The sequence below is a fragment of the Nostocoides australiense Ben110 genome, from assembly GCF_001050535.1.
GTDB lineage: Bacteria > Actinomycetota > Actinomycetes > Actinomycetales > Dermatophilaceae > Nostocoides_A > Nostocoides_A australiense.
In genome coordinates, this window is the sequence record NZ_HG764815.1 from 3757370 (window position 1) to 3763232 (window position 5863).

5 protein-coding genes and 1 pseudogene are annotated in these 5863 nt (G+C 69.3%); 2 read left to right on the plus strand and 4 right to left on the minus strand.

Features of this window, described 5'->3' with window-relative positions:
• The coding region (locus tag BN11_RS18465; RefSeq protein WP_048699790.1) for a hypothetical protein at positions 1-928 on the plus strand (928 nt) is incomplete at its 5' end.
• A gap of 68 nt (positions 929-996) precedes the next feature.
• Positions 997-2553, plus strand: coding sequence for a hypothetical protein (locus BN11_RS18470; protein WP_048699063.1), 1557 nt, complete (start codon positions 997-999; stop codon positions 2551-2553).
• A 418-nt stretch (positions 2554-2971) separates the two neighbouring features.
• Here BN11_RS18470 and BN11_RS18475 read toward each other — a convergent pair whose 3' ends face one another.
• The 4 genes and pseudogenes from BN11_RS18475 to BN11_RS18490 all read right to left on the minus strand — a co-directional run.
• Positions 2972-3940 (minus strand): ABC transporter substrate-binding protein, encoded by a 969-nt coding sequence (locus tag BN11_RS18475; protein WP_048699793.1) that lies wholly within the window; start codon positions 3938-3940, stop codon positions 2972-2974.
• 126 nt (positions 3941-4066) lie between these two features.
• Positions 4067-4804, minus strand: a complete 738-nt coding sequence (locus tag BN11_RS18480) for an ABC transporter permease (RefSeq protein WP_048699795.1) — start codon at positions 4802-4804, stop codon at positions 4067-4069.
• The gene (locus tag BN11_RS18485; RefSeq protein ID WP_048699797.1) at positions 4801-5460 is read right to left on the minus strand and encodes an ABC transporter permease; all 660 of its coding nucleotides are present in this window, start codon (positions 5458-5460) and stop codon (positions 4801-4803) included. The genes BN11_RS18480 and BN11_RS18485 overlap by 4 nt, the downstream gene beginning before the upstream one ends.
• Positions 5457-5863, minus strand: a pseudogene (locus BN11_RS18490) (ABC transporter ATP-binding protein); the annotation flags it as partial. The pseudogene BN11_RS18490 and the gene BN11_RS18485, both read right to left, overlap by 4 nt.

Sequence of the window (5863 nt, forward strand, 5' to 3'; positions counted from 1 at the left end):
CCGCCACGCCGACGACGAGGGCTCGCGGTCCGCGGTCTTCAACTACGTGCCCTACGCGATCCCCAAGGGAGAGTGGGCGCCCGTCGCGGACTTCACGCGTGAGTCCGTGCTGATGGTGCATCCCCGCAGCACCCGCCACGCGATTGAGGCGATGCGCACCGTGTCGCAGTTCGTCGTCTGGGCGCACCGCCAGGGATTCCCGCTCGACCGGGACCGGATGTTCACCCCCGACGCGGTGGAGCGGTACATCCTGGTCGGCGCAGCCCACCTCTCGGTCTCGTCACGTGCGACTCGGCGCTCAGACCTTCGACGCTTCTCACGCCAGATCACGGTCAAGGCGCCGTGGACACCGGGGCCAGCCCCGTTGCGACAGAGCAAGACCACCCGACCCTTCACAGCGGATGAAATCGCCCGGCTGTGGGAGATCGCCAACAGTCAGAGCACTCAGATCCGCCGTCGGCGCTTCACCGGGTGCTTGGCCCTCGGGCTCGGCGCGGGACTGCACCCCCAAGAACTCTGGAGAGCCAACGTCGGCGATCTGGCGGACATGCACGGCTTCCTCTGCGTCAGAGTGCCCGGTGGTCCTCATCCGCGCGTCGTCCCGATCACCGCACCCAACGACACGATCCTCGCCGCGTTCCTGGGCGAACCACCGGACGCACCGATCTTGGCGTATCGGCCGCGGAAGTGGGACCGCTCCCCATTCCACGAGATGCTCGCGAAGGCGGACATCCCGCCAGGATGCCCGCGCATCACCCCGGCCCGCTTGCGCGTCACGTGGATGGTCCAGCACCTCACCCACGGCATGTCGATGGCCGGCTTGACTCGGATCGCTGGCCTGACGTCCTGGCGGTCGTATCAGGCACTCGAGCAGTTCGTCCCGCAACCCGATGACCGTGAGCTGTTCGCCCAGGCGGTCCGCCGGTGAGCAGACCGCGACGACCTCCGAACGCGGGAACTCCGCGGCGGAGTTCGGACGCCACGCAAGCCAACCCGATGACGGACGAGCAGCGCATCGCGCGAGCCGTCGCCGTCGCCAACAGCAACATCGCCACGAAGATCTGCGTGGCCGCGGAGCAGAGGACCGGACGACCTCGGCTCATCCCGCTGTCGGGAGTCCTCGCGGCGTACATCTTCCACGCCAGCGACCAGCCTCACTCGATGACGACCTCCGGCGTGTGCCGGACCGTGAGGAAGCTCAAACCGGGCAAGCGAGCGGCACTGGGAATCCCGAAGCGCATGCAGGTCAAGTACAAGCGGATGCATTCGGGGTGGCTCGCGATCCGTCGCGTGGTTGAGCACGGAGTCCTCGTCGACCACGATCACGACCTCGACGTCGACCTGGACACGGGCGAGGTCTTCTCCTGCCCCGAGGGCTGCCCCTTCGAGCAGGTCAGCCTCGACCAACTGGCCACGCTGCTCATCCAGGCCAGTCTCCCACCAGAGTTCGAGCGGCCAACCGTCGTCGCCATCGACGGCACCGACGTCGAGAGCGTCGCCCGTGCCCACGACAAGAAGATCAACAGCGACGGCCGCAGCTTCTACTCCTACGATCGCGACGCCCGCTGGGGCCACCGCACCGCCACCAGCCGTCGACCCACCGAGCACTTCTTCGGCTACGAGGCACACCTCGGCACGTATGCCCCCAAGGTCGGCTCCGACCCGGTGCCCCAGCTGGCAGCCGGGCTCACACTGCGCCCTGGCAACCGCGACCGCACGCGAGCCTGCCTCGGCATGGTCGACGCACTGCCCGAGTTCGACGAACTCCTGCTCGACCGCGGCTACACGACCGCCAAAGGAAACAAACTCGCCGGCCCGCTGCGCGATCGCGGCATCACCTTGACCATGGACCTGCACAAGACCCAGCGCGGAGTCCGCCCCGGTCCAGACGCGGGGACGGTGTGGGTCGACGGCAGCCTCTACTCCAGCGCGCTCCCCGAAACCCACCGGGATCTCGAGCCTCCGACATTGGGCATGACAGCCGCCGAGAAGGCGCGACGTCGGGAAGCCTTCGACGCCCGCGAACCCTACCGCTTCGTGCCCCACGCCAAGCGCGAGCCGAACCGTGGCACCCAACGCTTTCGCGGACCGGCCGTCGACGGCCACCCCTTCAAGGTCCGCTGCCCCAACACCCCCGCATCGATTCGGATGCCGCACACCATCCCGACCACGACCTGCACCCCCGGCGAGCCCTGCGGATGCGGCAAGACCCTGACCGTCCCGGACAGCCTGCTCGAACGCGATCGGCAGCACCACCCCTGGCAGTCCACGCGCTGGGCGCTCTCGTTCAACCGGCGCTCCCTCGTCGAAGGCCTCATCGGCATCAACCGCTACCAACGGCTGAGCGTCAACCGCGGCTTCTTCCGACAGACCGGACTGGTCGCGACCGCCCTGCTCATGGCCGTCACCCTGATCGGGCACAACCTCGTCAGCCTCCACGCGTGGCACACCACACGCGGCCGACCCGAACCGTGGCAGGTCCACCTCGGTGATCCTGTGGACGACCGACCACTCGACAAGGCCACCAGGACCCGCGGCCGAGGCAGACACTAAGGCGACTGACCGGCCCAGCCCGAACCAAATCAGCAAGCACGGAGCCCGGCGCCAGCCTGCCCGGAAACGGCCCCGAGACAGCGAAACCGGCCCCACGGCATACCCAATCGGCGCCAGGGGAGGGGTCGAAGACCAGCACGACCCTCGGAACGACGAAACTCCCGGCCAGATCACATCCGGCCGGGAGTTTCGGGAAACCGAATCGGGTAGTTCAGGGAACTACCCCGACTGGACAAGAGTGGTGGTCAGCCGGAACACCTCGGACAAACGTCCCGAGGGATGGCAAGCCCGTCGGAGGGAGGGGCTTGCCATCGCGCTCCGCGTTGTGGAACGTCGGGTGGGGGCCCGTCCGGTTCCGCCAGGAAGGCGACCCGGGGTCTGGGGGCAGACCCGGGTCGCCTTCCTCAATGGTGCAGGCTCACCCGAGGCCGTTGGCGGTGAGGAACTCCTTGGCCACCGTGGCAGGGTCCTGCTTGTCGATGTCGGTCTTCTTGAGCAGGTCCGACAAGGTCGCCGTGGTCAGCTTGGCGTTGACCGCGTCGAGGGCGGCCGACACTTCGGGGGTCGCGGCGTCGGCGCGGACCAGGGGCACGATGTTCTGGGCGCCGAAGAGCCGCTTGTCGTCGGTGAGGGTCACGAAGTCGTTGGCGGCGATGGCCGGGTCGGTGGAGAAGATATTGGCCGCGTCGACCTGGCCGTTCTTGAGCGCGTTGACCAAGGCCGCACCCTTCAGGGGCCGGAAGGTGCCGAAGGTGACGCCGTAGGTCTTCTCCAGGCCGGGGATGCCCTGTGGGCGCAGCTTGAACTCCGGCGGCGCCCCGAGGGTCAGGTCGCCGGCGTGCGCGGCCAGGTCGGCCACCGACGTCAGCTGGTATTTCTGCGCCGTCGCCTTGGTGACATTGATCGAGTCGTTGTCCTCGGCCGCAGACGCCTGCAGCAGCGTCAGGTCAGCGGGCAGCATGCCCTTGAGCGCGTCATACACGGCCTGCGGGTCGGTCTCGGTGAAGTTCTTGTCGTAGTAGAAGGCCATCGCGCCGGTGTATTCGGGCATGACGTCGATCGAGCCGTCCTGCAGCGCCTTGACCGACACCTCCCGCGAGCCGATGTTGAGCTTGGCCGTGGCGTTGATGCCCTTGGCCTGCAGGGCGCCGGCGTAGATCTCGGCGAGCAACTGGCTCTCGGAGAAGTCCGCGGAGCCGACCGCAATGCTCTGCGCCGAGCTCGTCGCGCCGCCGGAGCTGCTGTCGGCGCTCGTCGCGGCACTCGTGGCGGCCGACGCGCTCGAGGTCGACGACCCGGAGGCCATCGGGTCGGATGAGGATCCGCAGGCTGCCAGGGTGAGGGCGGAGGCGGTGGTCACGGTGAAGATCAGCGCGGGTCGGCGCATCGGGAAACTCCTCTAGTAGGTCGGGCGGGCAGGTCCCGCTCCGGCGTGTCGGGTTCGCTGGATCAGGTTTCGCTGGATCACGTGTTCACTTGGATCACTGCTCACATTGATCCGTGCTCACAGTGATCAATGCTCGATGGCCGCGGCAGTGCGGCTGGTCTGGATGTCAACGTCGGACGCGCCGCGATACTTCCCCGTCAGCCCGGGACTGACGACCAGGCGGGTCACGGCGGCGAGCACAAGGTCGACGATCAGCGCGAGCGCCGAGACGAGCAGCGCGCCCCCCGCCGTGGCCGGATAGTCGGCGAGGGAGAGCCCGTCGAGCAGGAACCGGCCCAGGCCGCCGAGGCCGACATAGGCGGCGATGGTGGCCGTGGCGATCACCTGCAATGCGGCGGCGCGGACTCCGGAGAGCAGCAGCGGCAAGGACACGGGCAACTCGACGTGCCGGAGCACCTCACCGGGCCGCATACCCATTCCGCGGGCGGCGTCGCGGGCCGCCGGGTCGACGGCCTCGACACCGGCATACGCGCCGGCGAGCAGCGGCGGGATCGCCAGCAGGACCAGCACGATGATGCTCGGGAGACTGAAGGCGAGGTTGCCGTGGATCTTCGGGCCGAGCCACAACGAGAGGGCGAAAAGCAGTCCGAGGGTGGGCACGGCCCGCAGCGCGTTGGCGGCGGTGACCAGCCAGCGACCCCGGCCGGTGTGACCGACATACAGGCCGGTGGGGATGGCGATCACCGCGGCGGCGAGGAGGACGATGAGGCTGTAGCGCAGGTGCTCCAGGGTGCGCACGGGTATGCCGTCCGGTCCGGTCCAGTTGGCCGGGTCGCTCAGCCACTGCCAGATGCCGGCGATCACGGCTCGGCCCCGGTCGGGACGGCTCCGGCGCGCCGCCAGGGGGTGAGCGCCCAGGCGCCGGCCTGGATGATGGCGTCGAAGAGGAGGGCGAGCAGCAGGCAGGCGAGGGTGCCGGCCCACAGCTCGCCGGGGATGTCGCGGTTGTAGCCGTCGGTCAGGAGCGAGCCCAGTTGCGAGACACCGATGATCGAGGCGATCGAGACGATGCTGACGTTGCTCACGGCGGCCACCCGCAGACCCGCGGCGATCACCGGCACGGCCAGCGGCAGGGGCACGGTGAACACCCCCCCCAGCCGGCCCAGGCCCATCGCCTGCGCGGCGGCGTCGACATGGTCCGGCACCGAGGCGAGTCCGTCGACGACGGTGCGCACGAGCAGAGCGACCGTATAGACGGTCATCGCGACCACGACATTGATCGGGTCGAGGATCTTGGTGCCGAGGATCAGCGGCATGAGGATGAAGAGTGCCAGGCTCGGGATCGTGTAGAGCAGCCCGGTGCCGGCGAGCGCGATGGGCGCGAGGACGCGGTAGCGGCGGGCCAGCCAGCCGAGCGGGATGCTCAGCAGCAGCCCGAGGATCAGCGGGATGCCCGCGAGGACGGTATGCCGCACCGTCAGCTCCCAGATCAGCCCCAGGTGGTCGAGCACCCAGGTCATGGCAAAACCCCTGGTGCCGGCGTGTCCTGAACGCCGCTACCGCCGCGCGATCCCTCGATGACGTCGATGACGTCGCGGGCCCGGACCGTGCCCAGCAGTTCCCCCTGGTCACCGACGACCACCCCGCGGCCGCTCGGCGAGGACAAGGCGGCATCCAAGGCCGCACGCAGCGGACCGCCTTGGCGCGCGAGCGTCCCTCCGAGCGCCAGATCGGCGATGTCCACCTGCGCGCCGACCCGGTCCACGGCCAGCCAGCCGAGCGGCTGCCCGCCGTCGGCGACGAGCACCCAGCCGTCGACCGACCGCTCGCGCGCCACCTCCCCCGGGTCGCCGGGCCTGACCGACGCCTCCGGCACCAGCGGCACGCTGCCGTCGACGAAGCTCAGCGCGCGATAGCCGCGGG